Genomic DNA, 22,570 nt, shown 5'->3' with positions numbered 1-22,570 from the left:
AACAATGGAAAACCTAATTACTCGGATTTCTTTATCTCTTGACGGAAAATGGCCCCTTGAGCAATTCGTGACTACTAAGAATGCTGTTGCTGGAATAAAGTATGGTTTTATTGGTTTAGGACAAGGCGGCTCCAAAATTGTAGATGCTTTTGCTGCAATTAAAAATCCAGTAACACAAAAATCCATATACCCCTGCATGATAGTAAACTCGAACTTAGGTGATATGGGCCAATTGAAAAACATTCCTCAATCAATGCAGCTTTCGCTTGAAGGCTACGAACGTGGGGTCGGAAAAGATCCTGAAATAGGCAAGCAAGCGTTTATAGAAAATGGAGCCAGAATATTCGAAGTTATTGCTAAAGTAATGAAGGATTGTGACATGATCTATGTTGGAGGTTCCATGGGTGGAGGAACTGCAACTGGTTCAATTAATGTTCTTGTAGATGCTATCTCTGATGGTTTACGAATAAAAACTGGTGCTATCATTTCTTTGCCTCGGCCGGATGCTGTTGAGAGCCTTAATGCGTACAACGCAACTTCGGAACTAGTGAGTAAATTGACTGATTTTAGAGAAGATCTATCTGGGGAGATTTATCGTGGACTCGAAAATATAGTAATCCTTGATAATGAAAAAATATTTACAGACCACATGAATGACCCAGAAGCACCTAAATTAACATGGGATTTTTATAGTAACTACAAAGTTGCGTCAATTATGCATGAGTGGAATGTCCTGACTAGCATGGAAGGCGATATCACACTGGATGCTACAGACTTGATGAACCAGATTCTCTGCAAAGGGGGTATTCTAACATTTGCAAAGAAAAAAATTAACATGCTTGAAATAAACACACGAGAAGACCTAATAAATGAGATAGTAGATACGTACAAGGGACGTAACGTATTGGCTAATGATTTTAGTTACAGTAAAGATCTTCAAAGTTTAGGTTTAGTTATCGTGATACCGAAAGATCGGAAAGATTTACTTAATCAAGATGCCCTCGGCATAATTAGAAACAGATTTAATGAAGAAATACCAGATGTAAGTGTTTATACTGGATTAGTTACCTCGAGCACAACTCGACAAATCCTTGTTTATACGATCGCAAATATGAGCGGCCTGCCTGCCAGAGCAAAAAACCTTAGAGTTGAAGCAGAGGAACTACTCCGTAAAAAAGTGGAGAGAGAGCAGCAAGCGAGTGGATTTACTATGGGAGAGCCGCTACTTCAGGGCACATCAGCAGTAAGCGCTCGAAAAATCACTGGTGCAAATCCATTCGATAAGAAAGATACAAAGGTAGCTAAGAAAAGTGTTGCCTATAATCCATTTAAAGATTCAACTAAATAGTAATAAGCACTTATTAATAAAAAAGTGGGAAACGTCATCACAGTGATACGTTTCCCACTTTTTTAACTAACACAACAAGAGATTTTGCAACTCTAAAGGAAAGCCATAAAAAGAATCGGATATATGTGTAACATAATTCGTATAACGGGCTTATTTCATTCAAGAAGGAGATATTTATGGATAGAGCTATAGAATTCTTACTTATACTACTAAAGGGGCTCGGAGTGTCAGTTTTAGTTTCCTTAATGCTTTTATATTTCTTCGTTAAAACCATAAACCGATTCCCTAAAATTCGTACAGCGTTCCGTATACTTCACCGATTATCTATAATAAGTTTGTACATTTGCATATATGTTTTTATTCCTTTGTTAGTTATTACTTTAACAAACCTGTTTTTATCTGCGTTTGGAGTAGTATCGATGCCTTTTGATTTTGCAGAAGAGATTTTACTTCAATCGTGTAAAATTATGGTTATTACTTTAATTTTTATCTTGAGTGTTAATCTCATTATATGTGCAAAAACAATTCAATTATTAAAACTTACTCACCGGATTGAATATGAAAAATATGGTCCGCTTGCTGGATGGGGAAACCAGACTCGTAGGTTCAAAAAGGAAATTAACTGGATGCCAGTTGTCATAGAACAACTGGAGCCTTTATTGAAAATTTGGGCCGTTCAATCCCCAATACTGAGAATAGTAGCTCCTGCTGCAAATAATGGCCAAGAAGAATTGGTGCTAGCTGAAGAATTGGCTGCACGCTTGAACTGTAAAATCAGAATGTGGACCAGTGATGGATCTCCAATGGATCATCAGGCACCAGTAACAACATCGCAGGTAGAGTTTACATATGAGCAATTAGATGCCTATGCGCTGCCACAAGTAATCACTGACCCTCAAGATATAATTTACGATCCTAAAGGTATCCTCTGGTTTTCCTTTGGTAAACTTGAGAATCTTATGCCAGCTCTTAGACTCTTTTACGATTTGCTTTCTCCAAGCGGGTTTATATTGATTGATGCTCATGACTACCCTAAAGGTGGTTTTCACTTAAATCGGCTTCGTCTATTATTTGGTCGAAAGATAAGAAACTATTGCGAACCTTCGACTTACCATTACATACACCAATGTTTTACGGATGGATCGGCGGCGAGTGAGCTATTCAAACTTGAAATGATAGATGGACTTGAAGGGCCCTACAAAATGGCTATTCTTCGGAAGCGACCAGAAGATCAGTCGCAATGGAGCAAGTAGGATAAATCAAAAATAAAGACAGCTACTAAAAAGAGGTACCTGATAAGGTATCTCTTTTTTTATGAGCGCCCAGCATGGGCGCTATCTATGGGGTCGAAGTCCCGAATGGCGAAGGCAGTAGTAGCCATTAGCTTAAGGCAAGGGTGTCCACCGCGAGGTGGAATCTGAAGGAAGCCAGCGGCAAATTCTGGTCTGAGGAACACGAACTTCATACAAGGCTAACGTAGGCTGGATGAGGTTGCATAACAAACCAAAGTCCATACTGTTAAAGGCATACGAGAGTAAATGAAGCAGATAGATGGAGAGGAAGGCTCGCCGCCCCCTCCTACTCGATTTAAGAAGAAAACGAACAAGGCTATTCATCATATCGTATTCAGTGATTTTCAATTACAAGTTTATATCGCCCTAAGACTTTCGCCCCTATATATTTAATTTCTAACAATATTTATGAAACTTCGACACTATGTATGCAAAAACACGAACCATAATTAACATATTAATCCAATACTTTTATACTATTGGAAATTTTTACGTTTGTTGTAAGATGGATATATACCATAAGAAGGGAGAGTTGTAAAAAATATAAAACCGTATGCAAGTTGGCTAGTAAAATTGTGTACCCATCCACTGTTAGGATCTATCGCTGAAGAAATCCTAGACAACGAACAAAGGTACGTCAAAGAAAGTACAATTCTTCCATCCAAATGAAAAGAGTACTTGATCTCATACATTGAGTGCTCTGAGATTCAGTCTTCTGATTATTTTAATTAAAGAATAAAGGTTATGAAAACATTCCAAATAAAAGAAAGAGAGTGATAAAAATGAGTTTTAAGAAACTATTACTAACTTCTTTATCTGTGTGTCTCTTGGCGGTGGGATCACCTGCATTTGCATCGAGTAGTGTTGAAGAAAGTCCGGCTACGTCAATTGCACAAACTATCGATTTAGAAAATGATTTGGACCAATTGTCCAAAGATGTAATCGTAAGTGATGTTTTAACTTACGATGAATTGGTTTCACTCATGTCTGAAGAACAAGGAATCACTGAGGAAGAAGCCTCTGCAATCATTTTAAATAATTCTGGTGCCAATAATAGAATTTCGTTAGAAAGTAGAGAATCGGCAGCACGCTTAAACACATATAGAACGGTAACCAAATACCTCGAAGGTATTAATAACTCCTACTATCGACCATCAATGGAGTTCTACTGTCAAACAAGTGAAGGTGACGGTTTTCGTGGTATTATAAAAATTATGACTTCAAGTATGAATACATTGTATAATAATGGTTCTACGACGGTTGCAAAGACTTATGTTGGTACTCTTTACGTGAATCTTCAAGATGCAAATACCATTTACTACATTGCAGACGGGAAGTTTTATAATAACGGTGGTATTCAATCAGTTACTGGTAATATACAAATAGGCGTTGGTGGTTCAACAACTCTTGGAATTTCTGCTACCGCTGCTACTAATTTGTATATGACGATTTTCCAATCCGATCCTTTTACTTGGTACTAAAATAAAAAAAGATCAAACCATGAAGGATCTAATTACTTTAGCGATCCTTCATGGTTTTATTTTTTAAAAGAGTACATATATCGAGTAGAAAAAAATTAGTATGAATTGATATGTTTCCCTTTAAATAAAAATAATGGTATTATTGTCTTGCAAATACCCAATGATTAGGGGGTGTATAATTGAGTGGATAAAAACAGCAAATTGCTCTTATCAAGTATCATCATTGGTTTATTAATTATGTTCTCACCAATAATCCTTACAGGGTATACCTATTCTTCAGACAACATTTTGGGCCCTCTATTGTATGTTGAATTCATTATTAGATCATTAGCAATAATTATTGGATTACTTGTTATTTATGATGGTGTAAAGAATTTTTTGAAAAAATAATACAAAAAATTTATATCTTCTTATGATGGACAATACAGATATTTTCTTTGATCTAAGGAGACCTCTTAATTTCGAAGAGGTCTCCTTTTCTATGTGCGCCCAGCATGGGCGCTATCTATAGGGTTGAAGTCCCGAATGGCGAAGGCAGTAGTAGCCATTAGCCTAAGGCAAGGGTGTCCACCGCGAGGTGGAATCTGAAGGAAGCCAGCGGTAAATCTCTGGTCTGAGGAACACGAACTTCATACAAGGCTAACGTAGGCTGGATGAGGTTGCATAACAAACCAAATCCATACTGTCAAAGGCATACGAGAGTAAATGAAGCAGATAGATGGAGAGGAAGATAGCGTCCTTACCTGGGGAGATCTGTGTAGTAAGCGAAGTCACTTCGTAACCCTGCTTGTGAGAGCAGGCTGAACGCACAGAAGTCAGCAGACGCCATTGTACGCAAGCTGTTACAACAACTGCGGAAGGGCTGAACATGAAATAGGTATTTGTACATCCAGGCGTTCAAGATGAGTAATGAAAGCAGAAAAAAAATCCGAAAGCTTGCGGCAAGCGATAGAAGAAGGAACCTATGAACCGAGCCCCGTGCGCCGAGTCGAAATCCCGAAACCCGGTGGCGGAGGCGTTAGGTTATTAGGAATACCTACCATTGGAAAATTTATTGGACAAATCACATCTTCAATTCGACCTAGCTATCCGCTCTATTAACAGAGTCTCTACGCTCTTCCTGCCCAACGTGTGTGTAAATCATAGTTGTGTTCATGTCAGCATGGCCGAGTTGGTCTTTCAATGAAGCAAGATTTTTATTTTCCTTATGATACTTGGTCGCAAATGTGTGTCTTAGCTTATGGATAGTGAGAGCGGGCTTCCCAAAAGAATCCACATAACGTTCAAACATTTTCTGTGAAGCCCTGACTGTTAAACGGCTTACTTTTCCATTAGGTCCAGTAGGTAGAGAAAGGAAGACAGCCGGTTGTTTGTCATCAACGCTATATCGTGTTTTTCGAATAGCCAAATAAGACTGAAGATCCTCCAGAGCAATGTTGCTAATAGGAACGGTATCCTTCTTGTTGCCTTTCCTCGTAACATCTACTTTTCCCTTTATCCAATCAATGTCAACAAGATCAATTGATAAGGCTTCAGAGATACGGAGGCCTGAACCGAGTATGAGACTGACTAAAGCCAAGTCACGATCCTTGTTTTTTATATGAGAGTTCAATATACGTTTATTGTCTGCATATACTACTTGGAATCCTTCAGCAATAAACATGCGAAAGTCAAAGATTTCTTCATCACGCAGAATTTTATTTTCAATCCGAGATGCTTTTGCCTCAACGGTGAGTTTTTCTTTCTCTGTCTCAATTTTAACCATCACATTCCGTTTTAGATAAGGATAACCGTAATCATCCTCCGAAATTAATGATAGGAAATGAAAAAGTGATTTGAGAGATGCAATCTTTCTAGCGATAGTATCTATTGAATTGCGTTGTTCGATTGACAAGAAATCCTTAAACCGTTCAACATCAGTAGCACGTAAAGATTCTAAAATATCGAGGGGAAACTCCCCCCGAGAACCACTAAAGAATCCTTCTGCTATCAACCAATCAAAAAACGTTATAAAATCAAAGCAGTAATTCAAGAGAGTATTAGGTGATTTTTTTCTCTTATTACGTTCAATGTATTCCTTAGCATACCAAGGAAGCTCAATTAATTTATTTTCAGTTTTCTCATAAAGACGTTTGCGTTCATCAATGTGCATAATAACCCTCCGGTAGTGGAACCAATTTAATTACGTATAATGAGATGACTGTGTAATTATTTAACGAGGTTAAATATATGATAACACTATCAACATTATACCAAACATAAGTTCTCTTTACTATGATTTCGTCTAACTAGAGTTATACGTAATTAAGTTGAATACTTCTTCCTGCTTAATATTTATTTCTATATGTACGTTGAAGCAAATCCGGTTGCATTGTTACAGCTGTGTGAAGCTAATGTGGTTGCATTCCTATATATGACTTTCAAACGCCGGCTGCTTTCGAGCCCGGTACTATTATTGCATTTTGCCTCATGATTCCTTCATGAAGAATAGTTAATGTCGGTGTTTTGAGTTTCTACGGCATACAGGACGCGCTGCGCCTGATTCCTCTCTGGTGCTGCTTTATTTTGTCCCACATCTGAAGCACGCAGCTGGCTGCATGATCGGCAAAGTAGATGACCTATATGCTGCAGGTCTGATTAGCGTCAAAGCAGTAATAGATCATAGCTAGTAGCATGTCATGCTGAAATCCTTAACGAACGCATCATCATCGAACTACCACCTAAATACAAAGACACCCATTACATCTATATCCATCACCTAGTTCCTCACACCCCGCCTGCATCTTGGCGGGGGGATTTTGCCGAACATTATGTCACTTTATATAAAATTCTTAACAAATACGGCTCTTAAAAGAGATCTCGTATACATCATATTACAATGTATTTTGTGCACATGTCTAAGTCAAACATATTAATATGACCCTCTCATACAAATTTTATACTCCCTCAGAGCTGATTCGTACGGATCTCCCTCTTAATGTGACCTACAAACATATATAAAAAGTCCTCACTTATGTGAGAACTTTTAGCTAAAAATATAGTTATTCAGGTAACGGAACTCTAGTGATAAGCTCTTCTAATATATCCCTATAGTAGAAGATAGCTTCGTGAAATTCTTTAAAGGCAGCTAGATCTCGATTATTGAACGCATGGATTCCATTACGGCGTTGCTGTATTGTCTGGATGGCATTATTCCGTTCTTTTTTGTTATTGTCATCCCATATCTTCTTATAATAGAAAATCCGAAGAGCTTCGAAACTTGCGTCTCCCGGCTTTAAAATCTTTTGACGCAGCTTAATAGCATCTTGATCTGTCATATAATCATCAAGATAAACGCTCAAGAAAAATTTCAGTGTGTTTTCCGTTAGTGCTCCAAGGTTTGCCCAGGCTAAGATGAGGGCACCATCGTATTCAGGATCATCCGCATCAGGCACCTCTAGCCATCTTTTTAATGTGTATGATAAGGATACCTGCCAGTCTAAACGAGCTTCATTTAACACGTCTGCTGCAGCCGTAGAAGCCCATTCATGTGAACTTGACCAGAAGGCTTGTATACCCTTATTCCGATGAATAATTATATCAATTACTTCTGGTAAAGTCAGCTCACGTTTCGCACTACCTATGAGTAGCTCAAATATCATATTTAATTCCACCTTCCATTTTATTCGTAATTCAAGCTATGAGAAGTTCTGTATCGCTTACTAATACTGTCTGTAAGAAAATAAGACGTTTTTCTAAACTACAATAGTTCTATTGTGCGGCCGAACCATCCTCAATGTAAAGCAGAAAAGTATATATAAAGATACAAAAGTCATTTATCATGTTTTAGACAAAAAGAAGCCGAGATTTCTCTCGGCTTTTTTGAAGCAGCAGCTTTTATCTAAAACTATAATAGTAGTATAAGCATGTATTTTTAATAATATTCCTATTTTATCCAACAAGTTAGAGCACAGCACTATATTTTAGGATCTCGACTATCTTAATTGGCTACCCAATCACAAGTCTGCTAAATGTGTAAACACCAAAAACGGTGGTGCGCTTGCTCTACGACTTCGTCACTCTACTATCACACAACTTTTGATTTAGGCGCTCTAATACACCTGCAACCCTTATCACTAAGCATCAGGATTAACCGTTATTGCATAAAAAAACCTTATATATCACTGGATTTCTTTCTTATCCCTCATTAGTGAAGAGAAAGAAATGAAATGATATAATATAATTCGTATATAGATTTTTTTGATTTACACGTTATCGTATATAAATTCAATTGAAATATTTCTTACACTATAGCTTTCTTAACTAAGCGGAGACAAGTCGCCTCTATTTACTACAAAACACAGTATTCCACTGAATATTTCGAGTGGATTTTCCTTTTCATCGCCTAAAAGTATCTTTTTGTTTGTGTATTAAGTAGAAATTCAGCGGTTATTTTGAAGAAATTTATTACTATGAATAAATTACAACATAATGTTATCTTACTGGAGAAAATCGTGCTTAATTCTTCAAAACCCCTTATATATCAAGCTATTTCTTTCTTCCTCTCAATGAGTAATGAAAGAGAAACGAATAAAGATATTTTAATTCGTGTATGATTATTTCTAATTTACACGAATTGGAGTATAATTATTTTAGTGAAAAATACAGTTTACGCATATTTGTGTTTTCATGAATAATAGAAACACGATTTCGAGTTTCGAAAGGAGATAATCATCATAATGGATCTCATTGGTGACTATAAAACTAAAATCGAAGAATATAAAAGGCTAAGAGAAATTGCAGAAACAATTCCAACAGAAATGCCCTACCGGTTAGAAATCATTATTGACTTGAATTCAAAAATTAAAGATACTGAAGCTCGCCTTTACAAGATGCAATCGTTTCGAACAACTATACGGTGTAATCAATGTAAAAAATATCTAGACGGAGATCAAACTTACCGTCAGGTCGGTCCATCTTATATCATATGTGAAGCCTGCATTCAAACCATTTATCAGAATCAGTTATCCAGTGAATGGGAACGTATCTACCAGTTACCTAAAGGGTGTATCAAACAGGATATTTTGGACCATAAGTTGGATGAGTACAAAGCTGCCGGCCTCATATATAGATCTGGACGTTATCATATGGTTTCCCAATATGTCGTAATAGATTATTACGGGAAAAAACGTAAGTTGCCTGATGTTCCTTACCCTTTTATCGAGACTATATCATAAAAAAAGCTCCATTAGGAACGACCTTTCAAATTAAGCAGGTCAACGCTTGAAGCAGCTACTCAATCTTAACAAGCTTGATGTGCCTATCCGGCTTTAAATGTTGTGTCATCCGATGTAGATTGGGATTAAAAAAATATACATGATCTGCAGGATAACCTTGAATACCCAAGATAATATGGCCAAGCTGGTCGAATATGATGCTTTTTAAGTTTAGCCCCATACTTCCTCCAGAGGTCTACCTCTTCCCCTCGTCCTTTTGTGTCTCTATTCCTATCGACAAGTCAGCTAAGAAAGATAGCTTTTCACAGATCATTATTCGTCCTCCAATACGAAAAAAGAGAAGAACCCATTGGAATAGGTTCTTCTCTTCATTACAGATGTGTATTTCATTCTATCGAATTTTTATAAACTCTGAATGCCTATAAACTAAAGGCCATTTGATTATCTTCGCAATAAACTTCATCCGGATTATCACTTGTAGTCAAACATTTCTTCAGTTCCAGGGAACTACAGCAGTTAGGCAATATCAAGCCGGTAAAACGTTCAAATAATAGCTTGAAATATGGAAATTCTTCTGCTCGCTTCATCCAAGCAAAACGATTATCGTTCAATAAGCGTTCAACTTGACCATTAAGAAAAAAGTACAAAGGATTGAAGTGATAATCAGACCAGTTGTTAAACCACTCTATTTGGCTTTTTGCTTCCGGGAATGGGTATAGCATTAAATAGATTCCTAGGTCTTTATGTGAGACTTCTTTTGGCTCCGGAATATCTGCTGATACGAGTTCTAAATCTGTAGATTTATGATCTGTTATAGAGAGGTCATCCTCGTTTCGAACGAATACATTATCAAGATAAATATTAATAACTCTGGCATGCATTATGACGTTACTCAATTTACAAAGATAGCTTACGCGTTTTCCAATAGTTATTAATCGTTTTACCTCACTCGAACCAAGAAGATCAGGATAAGTTTCGGTCAATTCTACTTTATAGGTCATTTGCTCATTCACTATTATCATCCTTTCAAATTTAAAATCCATTCTAGGCTTATAGCTACATAGAGGACTTGATTTTAGAATTCAAATGTCAGTTGATTTATTTCGTTACTGATCAATTGATATTGAAATTGTTGCCGTTCGATCGTTCTTTCAGTGATAATGAGTAACTCGTGAATGTAAGCCAGCGGTATTTCATAGCTGTCTTCATTAACTTTCCACTCACTAAGGTTGATATCTTTTCGATAGGCAAACCTCCGGATCGATAAGCAATGGAGACGTTGATGAACATCTCTCAATAAGCCATCAAACTCTCCCTCAATTGTATAGCCATTTAAACGAATAAATACCAATTGACCTTTTACTAGTGATCTTACCTCGTCGCATACTCGGTTATGCCTGGCAATCCAGTCCCGATCTTCTTGTGTATAACGGTCGATACCTACTGTATCCTGAAAGACCTTGCCCCCCTTTGCATCAAGCAAATATGCAGGTTCCCAGAGAGGATCAAACATCGCACCGGAATACGGACCAGGGTGTACCGGAAGGAGCGCGTAGAGAGCTTTCCAGAAGCGTTCTGATATGGGATTACCTTCAGAGACTTCCCTCTCTTTAACCATTCTGGAGATTGCCAAAATTTCTTCTTCCAGCATAGGCAGATCAAGCCTTTTCCAATGTTCAAATAGGAGTGCACGGTGATCCACCGTAAGATCTCCAAATCCAGGTTCAAAAGTTGCAAAACGTCGCTTGCGTTGGTAACCTGTAAATCCGCCATAGCGAAGATCTTGAGTCGCTTTTAAGTATCCTCTCATTTGATAAAATCCTCCCAACTCATCCGGGTAGACATTTACCAAGTTTTTAAGAGAATTATCCTCTTTTACCACAGAGCAAAATACACAACCGAACCTTGCAGAGCTACCTCCACAGCCTTTGATAGCATCATTTTCGTTCGTTATCATTGCGCCGATAGGACATTCCATAGCACCTGAAGCGAAACCATAAATATCAATTAATCGGCGGTTAGAATATTCCTCACTCCAGGGAGATGAATAACGCACCAGATAGGTAGCAATATCAGTAGCTGACCATGCTCTGATCGGAGCGGCAGTCCGTATATTTTGAACTACATGCTCACCGTAAAAATCTACTCCAAAATGAGATTCTACTGATCGCGATCGAGCAGAGGATTCCATACTCCGTACACCAAGTAACTGGCATATGATTTTTTCTTTCGAAAAACGAAGTAAGTCCTTCCTAGCCGGCATGATCTTTAACCGGGAAATGCACCATTTGTAAAAAACGGAAGGGGGTTGATAGGATTTCCCAAAGATACAGACTAGAAAACGCTCATCAATATCTGGTTCCACTATCACAAAGCGATCTTCTGAAAATCCATTTACAAATCGCTTATTAAGAGTCTTGATTATTGCATTGCGAACGCTACGCAAATGGGTCTCAATGATGGGATTTTCAATACCTGTCGATGCACTTACAATAAACAGTTTATCCTGGTATTCCGGATTTTTAAGTACGAATTCAACACTCAACTGTAGCAGCACTGATGAGTCTTTCCCCCCGCTAAATGCAATGACAACGATAGGATTGTCTTCAAATACTTGTTTAATTGAGGATATAGTATCCTGCAGAAGACAATCGGGTACATCTTCTTCTATCCCCATGAATTCACCTTTACTGTCGCTTTTAATTGCACTCTCATTGATAAATGGTTCGATTTCAAACAGGTTAAGCTTCTCGTATTTAGTAACCGGGTTAAGATTAGGCCACTCCATCGGTTTATAGATGCCATAAGGCGGATATGGTTGCTTTCCAAAATAGATTTCAACAAGAAGGCTGAAATCATCATTTTGAAACCACAGTTTTAATTTGTGCTTCGGAGATATTAGTCGTTCACTGATCCTGCCAATGCATGCTTCCTGCTTATATGCATCAGTGAATGATTGGACTGGAATCATGCAATTCATCTTAAAGACTTCTTCAAGTCCGTATGCTAAAGCTGCCACTGGTAGTTGTTCCTCATAGAGAAGTAAATCTTGCCACCTAAGTGATAACTCCGGACTCCCCATTAGGTCATTAATCGGCTTATCTGTTATAAAATGATGAATTACAAGGTAATGGGTTTGGCAGCCAAATACTGCTGTCCAATCACGTACACTACCAAAATAATCCCAGCCCTTATTTTTTAAATAGCTCCATATTTTTCTGGTCTGATTGTTATGCCTAGAGATGTTACCTTCTGGGGTGATTTTGTTTTTTGCTATACGAAAGACGTATTTTTGAGTATGTGCGCCTTTAATTACGTGAGCTGATTCTTGTTGAACCATCGACTCTCCATTGGACATTTGAACCTCTCCTTTCGATGGAACAAATAAAAGAGAACCGCACATGAGCGATTCTCTTTATTTGTTGATGTCGTAATCTATTAAAATAGGGCGATTTGTTCTTTTTGGGGAGGGGAATAATTCATAAATACGTACTCTACATCGTCCCTTCGCACTCGGTTATAATTGCAATTCTATTCACAACTCCACCACATTAGATTGAAGTACAGGAATTTTACTCACCGTGTCCCCATTACGAACCCACCGTACAGCGGTCTTATTATATACGATTTTCCCAGCCTCTTTTCGAAGCCATTCCTCAGCAGCATCGATTGCCTGATCTTTCAAAAACAGTTGATCGTTGAATAGAACTTTATCATTTGGAAAATCATTGAACATATAGAGCCGAAATAAAGGACCTTCGTCGTAACCAAGAAGGTCCATGTCTGTTCCTTCAGGATATAAATCCGGTTCCTCAGCAAATTCAGCGAAGATTGATAGTTTATACAGATCTAATCCAAGCCAGCTGATCTTTATATCGATGGAATCCATAGGGCCAAAAAAAAGCTGGGCTACGATGCCATCTCCACCCTCTAAAAGCCCCTTACTGATTTCGTATGGTGAATTTGTCCAAGATTTCATAACAATACGCTTAGAATGATCATCGTTAGTTATCTTGTAATTTCTTTTCCAATGGCCCAAACAACGGTTACAGTATTGTCCTAAACCATTCAGTACTGCATCAGCTGGTTTGCTGCAGAAATCACAACAAATCTGAACAGTATCTTGCACCTCTTCTTTAGGAAAATCTGAATTACTTTCCGTTTTAATGCAATTTGACATTGTGGTCATTAGTCTTCCTCCTTGTTTGATCGCTGAACGCAAAAAAGCCCTATCCAATTGGATAAGGCTGTTGTAATCGTTAGCGATATTTTTGTTTTTAAATTAGTGATAAGACATTACTTCTGGCGAATCTTATCAAATTGAGGTCAATTTTTACGAATGACTACAATTCGGTGTCGCCTGTGTCATCATCATGAAATCTAATAGGTTTAGCTCATGTCCATGACTGTACTTCATTCTCCTTCCGATTTGAAACAAGGAAGTCCTTTGTTTGGCTTGTTATTCTATCGTCGCAAAGGCGTACATAGATTAACCAGACTAAAAGAAGTACAAAAGTGTGTATCTGTCTATATTGTATCTTTTTTCTTAGTAAAAGGAAATAGTCTTATTGTGCACTTCGACGAACATCATCGATTTGTCACCTTGTTCTTCAAGGAGAGATAGTACACTAAGTGAATCTGGTAAGGCTCCGTGATCTGTGAGGGTGCCTGCAGCTTCTGAGAGCTTCAGGCACCGATCTCAGCCAACTATCAGACTATTCTTACCCACCTTCTCACCGCATTTGCTGCAACTGTGCTGCTGTAAAAAAAGCCACTTACAGACATTGTGTGTCTGCAAGTGGCTTTAATGTGAATTTTAGATAATTATTCATCAGCCGATCCTCTAAAATCCATTTAAAATTGCAACTGAAGTTGAATTCTGGTTTACTAGGGCTATTAATTTTCTAAAGCAATTCTAATCGTCTCTAGTCTAATGGCTTTTCGTAAACTAATTTGTTCCTCAACCCTTTCAGCTGCTTTTACTACTTCGCTGTAAAAGGCAGGCCGTTGCTTAACTTGCTCGTGATTAACGGGGATTGTCAGCAATAGTTCGATTATTTCTATATTCTCGATATCTTCTTGCTGGTTTAAGATAAACTCCTGAATCCCATCATAATCCAATGTATCAAGCATATTTTGTAAGTACTCGGTTATCGATAAGTTCACTGTAGGTGCTCCCTTCACTACGTCCTTAAGTATACTCCATAGTTTTTCACGTGGGTGAGTTTCAAGACCGTAAAACCTGTTGACTGCTCCCCTAACAACTACTGAGCGTATTTCATGAAAGTCATCCATATTTAGTATATTCTGATTGACAAGAATGCCAACTTTTTCAGCAATTATTAGTTTATCGTTCGGAGTTAAACTTTTCAGTAGAGACTGCACTTCATGCCGCTGATGCTTACACACCATCTCATTCATATTAGATCGCTCCTTTAATCTTAATTAAAGACTGTGGCTACAGCTGTAGACAAAAAAGAAGTTTACGCAACATAAACTGTTTCAGCTGTATTTTCTATCCAGTGGATGACTTTTGACAATAGGGTTTCATCAAATGTTTTTACCTCTATTACCTGACCAGAGTCCATGATTAGCGTAAGGTAATATCCTTCGATGCTTCCTTCAATAAATTTAATTTCCCCAAGGGTACCTTGAGTTTCAGTCGATAACTGTAAAATATCCTTTTTAGAATAACTAAGATTTCCATACTGAATGAGTTCGACTGTAGTTGATTTGAATTGCTGCATCATACACGAGAAATTAATGTTTTCTTTTAAAAAGGGCATATTTACCCATTCGATATTATTTTGTTGTAAAAAGGAGCAAGCATCTTGATAAACAATGGTTTGTGAAAAAAGCGTCATTATAAAACCATCCTTCTAAATATTATTTTTGTATTAAGTACACATTTTTAGGAATTTAAAAGTATTTGAACATAGCAAAGAACACTTCCTTGTTATGAGGAATGTTCTCTTTTCTTACGTTTTAAATGTGGTTTCTTTTATTTTCTCCCTAATTTGTCATAAAACATATGTCTAATCACCACCTAAAAATGGCAGAAGCATAAGTTAGTGCCATTGCTTGAAGCGTTTGTTTTACGCCCATATGTTCTTCGGGACTAATACAATTGTGTTTAGTCAATAAAGTGAAAGCACGTCTACTAGCATCCAACTCAACCATAAGGGTTAAGATTCGAAATCCAACGACAAACAGCGAGAGTGCCATTGAAAGAGTTAGTAGTTCATGGCTGAATAAAAGACCGAAGAACAGACTTATTGGAATTATCGTGATTGAGAAAGCTACGCATGGTAATAGTTTAGTCTGGATTCGCATTAGCATGTTCCTATCCCGATGACACTCGGCATGTCCGATTTCATGGGCAGCAACGGCTATACTTCCAATGGAATTTCCATAATAAACTCTCTCAGATAAAAAAACGGACCTTTGAATGGAGTTATAATGATCGTTTATTTTTCTTTCGCCACTTAGCAACTGAAGCTCAACATGCTTTAGCCCATTATGGTTAATGAGCTGTCTAGCAACTTCGAATCCTGTTTTTCCGGATCGATTGGTGATATGAAGCCATTTCCCTATACATGTTTTCATATTGTAGTCCGTCCAGATGATAAAAAGCAGCACAGCGATGAAAAGCCACATTAGCATTATTCATTTCTCCTTAAGTAAGAGCCCTTTACAAGCATCTCAGCACATTAAGATTGTGCTCAGCCAAGGACAATTATTTCAATTACGTCAAAATCATCAAGAATTTCTTGTGAAGAGTTATTGAAGTGAATATCTTCTTCAGGCGAAAAAATCCTGCGGTGATTTTCCAATCGATGTAATGCTCTTTCCCGCGTAGCGCCATACCCAGAATAATAATTCTGGGAGTTTTGAATATCATCAGCTTTAAACAAACCGTTTGCTAATTGAATAAGTCGGACACCCTTTTTCGCTAAAATATCCTTGCGAGTTGAGTAGGGCAGACTATTTTTGAGTTTCATCAAACGGTCAATGATGTTTTTCTTCTTTCTCTGGTTATCTTTCTTTTTTTGTCTCCATTCTTTGTTCATAACTTTATAATGTTTTGTAAGCGTTTGTTTTAACCGATAATCTTCGAAGGTTGGCTTCGAATTGTAACGATCAAGAGTATCGAGCAATATATCTTGAGTAACTTGGTATGGAAATTCCGGCTCCTCAAGATAAGCTGTTTTTATCTGTTCTATGGCATTTGCCAAGTGATCGGTAAACTGCTGGGACGGAGTTTCGCTAAAAAGGTGACTACCCTCTCCATTAACGACACTGATCATGATACTGCACGAGTAAAATGGCCACCGTTTGCTTAACGGAAAAGCCCCTGCGCAATGAACACGATCAAGAGATAAATCCCGGCTTAATATCAGTTTGACATTTGAATATGAAATGAAGCCCTCCGATTCAATTTCCTCGAAAGGACTACCCATTTCAATCATCAATCCAATGAGCTTTTCAATAATTGCTTTCATAATAATTCTCTCCTTTTTAGAGAAGCAAAACGGACAGCCTATGGCTGCCCGTTGCAACTTTATTTAGTTACACGCTTTTTGCATGTTCATCCAATGTTGTGCCGTATACATGTTGAATGCATACCGGATTACGAGTAGCTAAAAAAGGTCTCATTAGATTTTTTCTGACCCGCTTTCTCTCCTCTTCCAGGCGTTTCTCTCTAGCTTCATTCTCTAACTTTTCTTTTGTTCTTTTATCTGCTCGCTCAGCACTTCGTCTCAAAATTTCTTTTAAAAAGATTCGAGTTATACCGCTTGCCTGTTGCTTCTCATTTCTTTTGAATTGATCAATGGGATGAATGGAGGAACGATCAATTTCTCCCACTACTTGAACCCATGCACGATCTATATCCTCTAAAGTCCAGTTCAATTTACTGTACCAAATTGAATCACTTTCATATTTAAAGACATATATATTCTCGTTACTGTCCGGGTGAACTGGATAGCCAAGATTATGTAGACCATGGAGTTCAATAACAGATTGGTCACAGAAATACAAATCGAATTGTAGGTTAGACATACTAAGCCTCGCTTTCTATCAGATGGTTGAACCATATGACCGTGTATTTGATTACAGCAGCTACACAATTAAATTGGAATGAGCTGCCTGATTAGTAGAAGAAATAAAATCACCAAACTCTTTCTCCTTCAACCATTGAAATTTTCGAAAAAATGCATGGTTCGTCACTTTGTATACTTCTACTCTTTGAATATACTCAGAATTCAGCACTAGATCCTTAACCAATTCCATAACTCGGTTACCTAGCCCAATCCCTTTTTCTTTCACCTTAATTTGAGAAATGTATAAACACTTATTTTCAACTTCAACGTCCATGTACACACGATTCCCATCTGGAAGGAGCAAGTCAAAACCGCGTCCTCCAAATAAAGAGTTGTCCTCATTAAACCAAGTTGATTCAGTAAATTTATTGATACGGCGATAGCCTATAGATCCAATTCGAATAGCTAGATCAGATTCAAATTCGCGCATTCCAATTGCATGATTATCTTGTGTAGAGTGGTAGTAAGCAAATGGACCTAATTCCTTGTATTGAGAGCAAGCTTCATTCCAAAGTGCCAGATTCCTATTAGTGGAACCCAATTTCGATAACATTCTGCTCTCTTTGAACTGCTGCTTATTCCGTCTCAACTCTTCGAGGTTACCCTCAAATGATTTGCAAAATCATGAGCTGTAGCATTCAAGATAAGACGTTCCTTTGTGCTCATACAGCATTCACCAGGATTCATACTGTAGTTGCTGTTTCTCTAATTCTAATTTTGCTATCAATTTTTTTTAGCATCTGTCCAATTCATTTTAAATCTCCAAGTACTGATGAAATGAGTGTTAGCTTTTTACGTACTGTAATACATCTTTTTTAAATTCATCAGCTAAACCTTTATGGAAAAAGTCTACACCGTCAATAAAATAATTGATCTGATTTTTAAATTCTCTTTCTTTATCTAAATCCTTTTTTTCAATTGACCACTTCAAAAACTTTAAATATTGCTCATATTCTTTTCTTATTTTATCATCAGTTAATATAAGTTCTCTGTCATAGTCTATAACAGGCTTGTTTGTTTCATCATTTTTAACGCCAAAGGCTTTACGTATAATAGCAATCTGCACCATAACCCGCGCGCTTTGTTCTCTACTAAATAAAGTTTGTGTATCTAGTTTTATCACTTTCTCCATAATTTCCTTATTTCTCAATGTGATTTCCCCCTATAATGAGTATTTCGAGTCAAAGCTTTATTCAGCTTCTAAACCGTTTGATTGGTTTGTTGAAATCTCGGCCAATTTATCACAAAGGCAATTAGCGTTAATACAGGCACAGTTTTTCGTCATTTTCATCCCATCTTTCTCGACTTTTTTGTATATAAAAAAAGAAACGCTCATTTGCTGGACTCAGCAAAATAAGCGTTTCTTGTATTCTAAAGTAGAATCTTTTTATTTTTCTTGAATAATCCCAGTAGTAACAGTTTGAACAGAACATAGTAAAGTGAAGTAATAAAAAATACTGGCACCTGACTGCATTCATTTTCCGTGTCTTCTTGAAACCTAATCAAGGTCAAGTTCACACGTGCTCTTTCCCTTCCATCAATCGTCCGCCAAATAAGTCCTTATGGTCCACATCATGAGTTCATGTACTAGACACTGACTTATTCCAAGGAAAGAAGCAAATAAAGAATATACTTATATTTTAGCCTATATTATTGAAACGCTCAACATATAAAAAAAGCCCGGAAGGTCCGGGCTCTTATCTGAGGATTTTCTAGGATGATGATGTATATGAACAGAAGCATAGCAGCCTTTTTATCATGCTAATACCAATTACTCTCCGCTTTCAGTATCTATACCGTTTTCTAATTCTGATTCCTTATGCTGCTCTCGTTGTAGCTGGTAGCTCTTTTCAACCTTAATCCACTCATCTTCCTTTAGTGCGAATAATTGCAGATCACCAGGAACCCAGCGATAAAAATACACATCATATTCACTGTTTTTTTCCTGATCAGTACGTACTAAAGAAACATATGAATTCTCCTCGACTTGAAAACGATCACGCAGGCGATAAGGATTTTGGTTCCCATCTTCGTCTTGCAGAATGAGTATGTCTTCCAATTCCAACTTTTCTTTGAGTTCTTCACCACTGATCCCAGCTGGCTGAGGAAGGGTGATTGCTTCCAATGTCAGATACTCATTAATAGCCAGGATGAGTTCCATTGGTTTCTTCTCTAAAATATCTACATTATACTTTTCAGCATATATCAGTGCCTCTTCATAGCTATCCACTAAACCTACCATTTTCATTATTTATTCCTCCAATTGGTTATTTTATTTTATTCAACATTTATCGTTGTAATTATTAAAGAATCGTCGTTACTCCACAGATCGTCTTCAATGTTATAGCATCAGATTACTGCTGATAGTAGATCGGGAACGTCAATTATTTTCTTGGCTCCGAAGTCCTCTATATTGTGGATTTCATTCGTTTAATCTCTCTCCTATTTGGGTCTCGTTGATTTCTGGTAAGGGAAGGGTCGACTCTACAAACTCCGCTACTGTTAATTCCCCATCAAATGAATACGACCAGAATTTTTCTATACGATTATCTTTTATAATCCAAGCTACTACATAGCCGTCTTCAGTAAACCGTTCTTTAACTCCGTCATTCCAGAGGCCATTTTCGGCAAGATAACTATCGATGATTGAAGCAACCGAGTTACGGAAGAATTGATAGTTCTCGAAGTACGAAGCTTCATCGCAAAGCATACCTTCATTTACGAATTGCAAAAGAAATTGTTCATTGTCATGTTCTTTGGTAGTCATAGTTTTACTCCCCTTTATGGATTTAGTTAGAAGACAAGTTCGAGTTGTCCATGCTGATTTAGAGAAATGGGAATAGAGTATCTCATCTTTTGATTATCTTTTTCCTTATAAGATGAATTTTCAATCTTATTTCTTCGCACCTTGTAGATCATTGCGGCTAATCGGTTAGCTATCGAAGCTATGACTCTACAATCAACGGATTGGCCTAACATCTCATACTGGCGTATCTTCCCGATATAGTCAGGAATCTCAAACCATGCTGGTACGGATAGGATGCGTAGAATCTCATTTATAGAGAAAAATCGAAAGTAATTTCTATCTTCTGATAGCAGGTAGCTAGAGGAAGCAGATTGAGCTGTATACCGTTTTGGAATACACTGAATTTCCGTTGCCATTTCATCTACAAACGTCTTAGCTAAACCTCTATCACTCCAACTGTTTCCTTTTTCTGCTTTGCTGGTGAAGCTCTGCATCCACTTTTCAAGAGGCTTCCATTCATGTGGGGTTCCTTTACGATCGAGGTATTCACGTACTTTTTTTCTAATAGTACGTTTTGGGGGACTAGGGAATTGAAAATGAAGAAAATCTTCTTCACTCTTAACAGCTAAAGCATACACTCGTTTACGCCGAGCAAGGGAACCAAAATCAGCTGCTTCAATTCGCTGCTCCTGCCAGAATGGATAATCGTTCATAAGAAGATTTTTAATATCTTGATATTCCTCCGATTCATAAAACTGAGGAACATTTTCGAAGAAAACTGCCCTACATTCTGTTGCTCTTATAAGCTCCGATGTCGCAAAGGCCAAATTTCTAAAAACTGCACCTTCACCATCACCTATAAGACTATGCTTGTCACATGGCAGCGTTACAATTGCTACATCTGCCTTTGCGACTGTCGAACAGTCCCTTAAGTCACCGTTAAAAACAAAACTGGACTTAAAGTTATGCCTATATACAGATGAGCTGTCTTCTTCAAGCTCAATTGCCCCAACGGATGTGAAATAGCCCGTCTCCTGAAAGGCAGCTGTTACAACTCCCATTCCGCTACAGATCGTAAAAGTGGTAATCCGTTCATCATCCGGTTTTACTAATACTTCTTTATCAAAAGAGTTATATCTTAGAGGTCGAATAATGACTTTGCTCATCTCACCTTCACGGTAAACACAAATTTCTGCTTTTTGGCTTACATCAATAATCGAACGATAACTATCTTTAGCAGTGTCTACGATCGGACGTAACTTACCTGACGTTTCGTTCTTTTTTCCGGTCACATGAACTACATGATCATCGTCAGAAATAGGAGCATTCTGAATAATGATTTGTTGTTGTTCGACGTCCAAACTGATGTAAAGTGGTTGGCCAATCTGAAAGCCGGCTGCCTCCGATACGGTTTCATATAGCCATATTCGCGGCCGGTTCCTTCCCTTTTTTGAAACAGTGTATACTTTTTTGAATGTTAGTGACATATTGTCCCAACTCCCTTCGACAAAATAAAAAGCCCATAAGCACTCCGTAGAGTTACTTATGGGCTCTATATAAAAAAAGGCAAACCATTGGTTTGCGTTTTTTCTATAACGTATTTAAATTTTATGTTCTCTCTTGAAAATAGACTGTAATTCAGATCAATAGTCTGGGGCCAGATAGATTACTTCCTTGCCATTGACTTACTGAACTACACTAGCAATTTCGACTACTGTAAATAATATCTTTACGGTCGTATAAGCTCTTCCTTAACCATACCCGTTTTCACGGTCCGCTGTCTGATTAATTGCCTGCCATCATCATATTTAAATGTACATGGCTTTTTATCTGACTAGGTTAGGATAAATAATGGATATAGTATTATTGTACTCGATTATATACAAAACTTCAAAAGTTTTTCAGAATATTGAAGTACCTTACCAAGCTTAAAGTCGTCTTGTTATTCTGACTGAGAGTGTTTATTTATAGCTTTTAAACGGAGTGAATTTTCTCTCGCTCTATTCGTTTTACTGCTCTGTCCTACACCGATATAACTTACTTCATTTTCAGAAAGTATAAATTGGTCTGAATCACCTAACCGGATCTCTTTTTCGGTTTCGACAATCAAATTCTTTTTTTCTGCATCCAATTCAACATCAGCTATTAAATTTGTAGTACTCATAATCCTTCTCAGATTAGAAAATGTGATTTCTTTCTTCTCCACAATAATGATCTTGTTTTCGTGAGGATGCAGATAAACATCAACTAGGGCATTATTTGACCCCACCTCCTTCAAAAGATCTGCAGCTGGGATAGTTACTTTTTTTCTCACTATTTAGCCTCCAATTTGTATGCCAATAAAAACCTACTTTATGTATCGACATAGCCAGTTCTAATCTTTAG

At 37.5% G+C, this 22,570-nt stretch carries 20 protein-coding genes and 1 pseudogene; 5 read left to right on the top strand and 16 right to left on the bottom strand.

What is annotated here, in order from left to right:
* Window positions 1-4 precede the first annotated feature (4 nt).
* The 4 genes and pseudogenes from M2444_RS23110 to M2444_RS23090 form a co-directional block, all read left to right on the top strand.
* Window positions 5-1,348 (top strand): FtsZ/tubulin family protein, encoded by a 1,344-nt coding sequence (locus tag M2444_RS23110; protein ID WP_094877665.1) that lies wholly within the window; start codon window positions 5-7, stop codon window positions 1,346-1,348.
* A gap of 419 nt (window positions 1,349-1,767) precedes the next feature.
* Window positions 1,768-2,601 carry a hypothetical protein gene (locus M2444_RS23105; protein ID WP_280788164.1) on the top strand — a complete coding sequence of 278 codons (834 nt, stop codon included), beginning with the start codon at window positions 1,768-1,770 and terminating at the stop codon, window positions 2,599-2,601.
* A gap of 821 nt (window positions 2,602-3,422) precedes the next feature.
* Window positions 3,423-4,121 (top strand): hypothetical protein, encoded by a 699-nt coding sequence (locus M2444_RS23100; RefSeq protein WP_094879046.1) that lies wholly within the window; start codon window positions 3,423-3,425, stop codon window positions 4,119-4,121.
* A gap of 930 nt (window positions 4,122-5,051) precedes the next feature.
* A pseudogene (locus M2444_RS23090) lies at window positions 5,052-5,198 on the top strand (group II intron reverse transcriptase/maturase); the annotation flags it as partial.
* A gap of 4 nt (window positions 5,199-5,202) precedes the next feature.
* Here M2444_RS23090 and xerS read toward each other — a convergent pair.
* Complete coding sequence (gene xerS, locus M2444_RS23085; RefSeq protein WP_094875994.1) at window positions 5,203-6,273, bottom strand: tyrosine recombinase XerS; 1,071 nt, start codon at window positions 6,271-6,273, stop codon at window positions 5,203-5,205.
* 889 nt (window positions 6,274-7,162) lie between these two features.
* On the bottom strand, window positions 7,163-7,762 hold the full coding sequence (locus tag M2444_RS23080; RefSeq protein WP_280788163.1) for a hypothetical protein: 600 nt from the start codon (window positions 7,760-7,762) through the stop codon (window positions 7,163-7,165).
* A 1,077-nt stretch (window positions 7,763-8,839) separates the two neighbouring features.
* Here M2444_RS23080 and M2444_RS23075 point away from each other — a divergent pair.
* On the top strand, window positions 8,840-9,337 hold the full coding sequence (locus M2444_RS23075; protein ID WP_094875992.1) for a hypothetical protein: 498 nt from the start codon (window positions 8,840-8,842) through the stop codon (window positions 9,335-9,337).
* A gap of 419 nt (window positions 9,338-9,756) precedes the next feature.
* On the opposite strand, the gene M2444_RS23070 is transcribed toward M2444_RS23075, so the two are convergent.
* From M2444_RS23070 to M2444_RS23005, 14 genes are all read right to left on the bottom strand, one after another.
* Window positions 9,757-10,350, bottom strand: coding sequence for a hypothetical protein (locus tag M2444_RS23070; RefSeq protein WP_280788162.1), 594 nt, complete (start codon window positions 10,348-10,350; stop codon window positions 9,757-9,759).
* 62 nt (window positions 10,351-10,412) lie between these two features.
* Complete coding sequence (locus M2444_RS23065; RefSeq protein ID WP_280788161.1) at window positions 10,413-12,695, bottom strand: adenine nucleotide alpha hydrolase family protein; 2,283 nt, start codon at window positions 12,693-12,695, stop codon at window positions 10,413-10,415.
* Window positions 12,696-12,872: 177 nt separating this feature from the next.
* Entirely contained in the window at window positions 12,873-13,526 is a 654-nt protein-coding gene (locus M2444_RS23060; protein WP_280788160.1) for a hypothetical protein, read from the bottom strand.
* 707 nt (window positions 13,527-14,233) lie between these two features.
* A complete protein-coding gene (locus M2444_RS23055) occupies window positions 14,234-14,758 on the bottom strand; it encodes a hypothetical protein (RefSeq protein ID WP_280788159.1) in 525 nt (174 codons plus the stop codon).
* A gap of 62 nt (window positions 14,759-14,820) precedes the next feature.
* Window positions 14,821-15,201 carry a hypothetical protein gene (locus tag M2444_RS23050; protein ID WP_280788158.1) on the bottom strand — a complete coding sequence of 127 codons (381 nt, stop codon included), beginning with the start codon at window positions 15,199-15,201 and terminating at the stop codon, window positions 14,821-14,823.
* 175 nt (window positions 15,202-15,376) lie between these two features.
* Complete coding sequence (locus M2444_RS23045) at window positions 15,377-16,000, bottom strand: zinc metallopeptidase (protein WP_280788157.1); 624 nt, start codon at window positions 15,998-16,000, stop codon at window positions 15,377-15,379.
* Between the two features lie 59 nt (window positions 16,001-16,059).
* Window positions 16,060-16,839, bottom strand: coding sequence for a hypothetical protein (locus M2444_RS23040; protein WP_280788156.1), 780 nt, complete (start codon window positions 16,837-16,839; stop codon window positions 16,060-16,062).
* Between the two features lie 67 nt (window positions 16,840-16,906).
* A complete protein-coding gene (locus tag M2444_RS23035) occupies window positions 16,907-17,398 on the bottom strand; it encodes a hypothetical protein (RefSeq protein ID WP_094875983.1) in 492 nt (163 codons plus the stop codon).
* 60 nt (window positions 17,399-17,458) lie between these two features.
* Window positions 17,459-17,992: a hypothetical protein gene (locus tag M2444_RS23030; protein ID WP_280788155.1), complete on the bottom strand. Its 534-nt coding sequence runs from the start codon at window positions 17,990-17,992 to the stop codon at window positions 17,459-17,461.
* 231 nt (window positions 17,993-18,223) lie between these two features.
* Complete coding sequence (locus M2444_RS23025) at window positions 18,224-18,589, bottom strand: hypothetical protein (protein ID WP_280788154.1); 366 nt, start codon at window positions 18,587-18,589, stop codon at window positions 18,224-18,226.
* Between the two features lie 621 nt (window positions 18,590-19,210).
* A complete protein-coding gene (locus M2444_RS23020; RefSeq protein ID WP_280788153.1) occupies window positions 19,211-19,687 on the bottom strand; it encodes a DUF1292 domain-containing protein in 477 nt (158 codons plus the stop codon).
* 174 nt (window positions 19,688-19,861) lie between these two features.
* Window positions 19,862-20,206, bottom strand: coding sequence for a hypothetical protein (locus M2444_RS23015; protein ID WP_280788152.1), 345 nt, complete (start codon window positions 20,204-20,206; stop codon window positions 19,862-19,864).
* Between the two features lie 26 nt (window positions 20,207-20,232).
* Window positions 20,233-21,672: a DNA cytosine methyltransferase gene (locus M2444_RS23010; RefSeq protein ID WP_280788151.1), complete on the bottom strand. Its 1,440-nt coding sequence runs from the start codon at window positions 21,670-21,672 to the stop codon at window positions 20,233-20,235.
* A 455-nt stretch (window positions 21,673-22,127) separates the two neighbouring features.
* Window positions 22,128-22,499, bottom strand: a complete 372-nt coding sequence (locus tag M2444_RS23005) for a hypothetical protein (RefSeq protein WP_094875977.1) — start codon at window positions 22,497-22,499, stop codon at window positions 22,128-22,130.
* Between the last annotated feature and the right edge of the window lie 71 nt (window positions 22,500-22,570).

It is taken from the genome of Paenibacillus sp. PastF-3 (assembly GCF_029893135.1).
GTDB classification, from domain to species: Bacteria; Bacillota; Bacilli; order Paenibacillales; family Paenibacillaceae; genus Paenibacillus_AQ; species Paenibacillus_AQ nitricinens.
Note: the sequence above shows the minus strand (reverse complement) of the source record. Positions and strands in the feature narration are given on the sequence as shown.